The sequence below is a fragment of the uncultured Sphingomonas sp. genome (genome assembly GCF_913778135.1).
Classification (GTDB): domain Bacteria; phylum Pseudomonadota; class Alphaproteobacteria; order Sphingomonadales; family Sphingomonadaceae; genus Sphingomonas.
Genome location: NZ_CAJYVU010000068.1, coordinates 1 through 3,410 on the forward strand (window position 1 = coordinate 1; position 3,410 = coordinate 3,410).

The following is a 3,410-nucleotide window of genomic DNA, read 5'->3' on the forward strand; positions in this document are numbered from 1 at the left end:
GCATGATCTCGACCTCACGCAGCTTCCCGATGATCTCCTCAGGCTTGTGCTTCTTGGCAGGCATGCGTCGTCCCTTCCTTGATCCAGACTGTCATAGTCGATGGACCACTCAGAAGGGGGCAGCTCAAAACTGCGGCTTGAAGGTCGCGCATTCCCGATTCTCGATCCCAATGGGAATGCCCTAGCCGTCTCGTTGGCCAATCCCAATCGGGAACGCCGTTAGGGTTGCGGCGTGGTCGCGGTGCTGGACAGGTCCGTAGCGGTGTCGATCGGCACCCCGGCTTCCTTTCGCTCCGAATAGCGATCGACCAGTTGCGCGGTATGCGGGCGCAACAGGACGGTGAAGCGCACCAGCTCCTCCATTACGTCCACGATCCGGTCGTAATAGCTCGACGGTTTCATGCGTCCTGTATCATCGAACTCCGCGAACGCCTTGGCGACCGACGACTGGTTGGGGATCGTCACCATCCGCATCCAACGGCCCAGCACGCGCAGCGTATTGACGCTGTTGAACGACTGCGATCCCGCCGACACCTGCATGACCGCTAGCGTGCGGCCCTGCGTCGGGCGCATCCCGCCCATGCTGAGCGGCAGATGATCGATTTGCAGCTTCATGATGCCGGTAATCTGGCCGTGGCGTTCGGGGCTGCACCACACCTGCCCTTCCGACCACATCGATAGTTCGCGCAGCTCATGGACGGCCGGATGATCGTCGCCAGCATGCTGGTCGGGTAGCGGCAGCGTCGCGGGATCGAAGATGCGCGTTTCGCAGCCGAAGAAACGGAGCAGTCGCGCCGCCTCCTCGATACACAGGCGCGAGTAAGACCGCTCCCGCAGCGATCCGTAGAGAAGCAGGATGCGGGGCGGCGGATCGCCAGCGCCCAGCCCGAGAGCGGGCCGGTCGCGCGCATAGCGCCGGTCCAGTGCGGGCAGATGGTCGGGGTCGGCAAGGTCGCGGAGAGGCATCAGGCAATCCCAATTCGCAGCGCAAGCGCCGCCAGCGTGATGAGCAGGACAGGCACAGTCAGCGTGGCGCCAACGCGGAAATAATAGCCCCATCCGATCCTGACGCCCTTTTGCCCCAGGACATGCAGCCACAGCAGCGTGGCGAGCGAGCCGATCGGCGTCAGCTTGGGGCCGAGGTCGCAGCCGATCACGTTGGCGTAAATCATCGCTTCCTTGACCGCCCCTGTCGCTTGCGCGGCGTCGATCGACAGCGCGCCCACCAGCACGGTCGGCATGTTGTTCATCACCGACGACAGGACGGCCGCTATCACCCCCGTACCCAGCGCCGCGCTCCACACGCCGCCTCGCGCGGTGCGATCGAGCAGTGTCGCCAGATGATCGGTCAAGCCGGCATTCCGCAGGCCATAAACAACCATGTACATGCCGAGCGAGAAGATCACGACCTGCCACGGCGCGCCGCGCAGCACCTTGGCCGTTGGGATCACGTGGCCCCTCCCTGCGATCACCAGCAGCAGGACCGCACCGGCAGCGGCCACGGCGCTGACCGGCACGCCGAGCGGTTCGAGCAGGAAGAAGCCGGCGAGCAGCAGGGCGAGCACGATCCATCCGGCGCGGAACGTTGCGGCGTCCCGGATCGCGGCATCAGGGGCACGCAGCGCCGCCACATCGTAATCCTGCGGTATGTCGCGCCGGAAGAAGAGCAACAGCGCGCCCAGCGTGGCGGCGATCGACACTAGATCGACCGGCACCATCACGGCCGCATACTCACCGAACCCGACGCGGAAGAAGTCGGCCGACACGATGTTGACGAGGTTCGACACGACCAGCGGCAGGCTGGCGGTGTCGGCGATGAACCCGGCCGCCATGACGAATGCCAGCGTCGCCTTATCCTTGAACCCGAGCGCCCGCAGCATGGCGATGGCGATCGGCGTCAGAATCAGCGCCGCGCCGTCATTGGCGAACAGCGCGGACATGCCTGCGCCGAGCAGCACGATCAGGACGAACAGCCGGCGACCATGCCCCCCGCCCCAGCGCGCGACGTGCAGCGCCGCCCACTCGAAGAACCCTGCTTCATCGAGTAGCAGGCTGATGACGATGATCGCGACGAACGCGGCCGTCGCGTTCCAGACGATGCCCCAAACCACCGGCACGTCGGACAGCGTGACGACGCCTGCGAGTAGCGCCACAACGGCCCCGCCCATCGCGCTCCACCCGATGCCGAGGCCCTTGGGTTGCCAGATGACGAGCGCGATCGTCGTCACGAAGATCAGGACGGCAAGGAGCATCAGGCGACGCGCTGGCCCGAAGCATCGACCACCTGTTCCCCGTCTTCCTTGGCAAACGCGCCGCGCTGCCCGGTCGGGAGCATATCGAGGACGGCTTCGGATGGCCGGCACAGCTTGACGCCGAGCGGCGAGACGACCAGCGGCCGGTTGATGAGGATCGGATGCGCCATCATCGCGTCCACCAGTGCGTCGTCGGACAGCGACGTGTCGCCCAAGCCCAACTCGGCGTAGGGCGTCCCCTTCTCGCGCAGCAGGTCGCGCGGGGTGATCCCGGCACGGTCGATCAGCTCTGCCAGCAGCGCGCGAGAGGGCGGCGTTTTCAGATACTCGACGACATGCGGCTCGATGCCGGCGTTGCGGATCATCGCCAGCGCGTTGCGCGACGTGCCGCACTCGGGGTTGTGATAGATGATGACATCGACGGGCGCATTGTCGGTCATTTCCGGGTGTCCTTTCAGCAGCAGGGAGCGAGTTCGGCGATGAGCGGGGCGCACAGTTCGGGCGAGCCGGCGCAGCAGTCCTTGACGAGGAACAGGGTCAGCGCTCGCAGGCCGTCGAGGTCAGCGCGGTAGATGATTGATCGGCTATGGCGTTCTGATCGGACCAGGCCGGCGCGAGCAAGGATGCCGAGATGCGCGGACATGGTGTTTTGCGGAACGTCGAGCTGACGGGCTATTTCGCCGGCTGCCATGCCATCGGGTTCGTGGCGCACCAGCAGACGGAACACATCCAGGCGCGTTCCCTGCGCCAACGCCCCAAGCGCAACGATAGCCGAATCATTTTCCATATATCCAGCATAGCAGATATATGAGGCAGCACTACTCTCGCTTGCTTATTCGTGAATTTGGTGTCTCGCCATTCACCCCGCGATATACTTCCATGAGGGCCGCTATCGATCCGTTTGGCGATCCCGAGTGAAAACGCCGCGGCGGTCTCGCAGCCGTTCCTGATTAGGAAAGCTGGTGCCAAGCCAGTCAAACCGTGCGTGCAGCCTTTCGCCGGCGAAGCCAATGAAGGATGCCTGTCGCCATCAGGATCGTCGGGACGAAGCCGATCAACACCGCGAGGATGCGGGTCGCCACCCCGCCCACCGTGCCGTCGTGTAGTGTGCGGACCCAGCTCGCCAAGGCGGTGCCGGTGCCGGCCCGGCGAACATCA

General features: G+C 64.9%; 5 protein-coding genes. All 5 read right to left on the bottom strand.

All coding sequences use genetic code 11. From position 1 onward, the window contains the following. Window positions 1–219: 219 nt before the first annotated feature. A complete protein-coding gene (gene arsH, locus QZ847_RS06965; RefSeq protein WP_294354719.1) occupies window positions 220–966 on the bottom strand; it encodes an arsenical resistance protein ArsH in 747 nt (248 codons plus the stop codon). Then, window positions 966–2,252, bottom strand: coding sequence for an arsenic transporter (locus tag QZ847_RS06970; RefSeq protein WP_294354722.1), 1,287 nt, complete (start codon window positions 2,250–2,252; stop codon window positions 966–968). The genes arsH and QZ847_RS06970 overlap by 1 nt, the downstream gene beginning before the upstream one ends. After that, a complete protein-coding gene (gene arsC / locus QZ847_RS06975) occupies window positions 2,252–2,692 on the bottom strand; it encodes an arsenate reductase (glutaredoxin) (protein WP_058751560.1) in 441 nt (146 codons plus the stop codon). The genes QZ847_RS06970 and arsC overlap by 1 nt, the downstream gene beginning before the upstream one ends. A 14-nt stretch (window positions 2,693–2,706) precedes the next feature. Continuing rightward, window positions 2,707–3,039 carry a metalloregulator ArsR/SmtB family transcription factor gene (locus QZ847_RS06980; protein WP_058751559.1) on the bottom strand — a complete coding sequence of 111 codons (333 nt, stop codon included), beginning with the start codon at window positions 3,037–3,039 and terminating at the stop codon, window positions 2,707–2,709. Window positions 3,040–3,226: 187 nt separating this feature from the next. Beyond that, window positions 3,227–3,410 (bottom strand): PepSY domain-containing protein (locus tag QZ847_RS06985; protein WP_294354724.1); only part of this gene is annotated, 184 nt, incomplete at its 5' end.

Coding starts and splice junctions, on each gene's coding strand:
- arsH (WP_294354719.1), bottom strand. CDS start 966: ATGCCTCTCCGCGACCTTGCCGACCCCGACCATCTGCCCGCACTGGAC.
- QZ847_RS06970 (WP_294354722.1), bottom strand. CDS start 2,252: ATGCTCCTTGCCGTCCTGATCTTCGTGACGACGATCGCGCTCGTCATC.
- arsC (WP_058751560.1), bottom strand. CDS start 2,692: ATGACCGACAATGCGCCCGTCGATGTCATCATCTATCACAACCCCGAG.
- QZ847_RS06980 (WP_058751559.1), bottom strand. CDS start 3,039: ATGGAAAATGATTCGGCTATCGTTGCGCTTGGGGCGTTGGCGCAGGGA.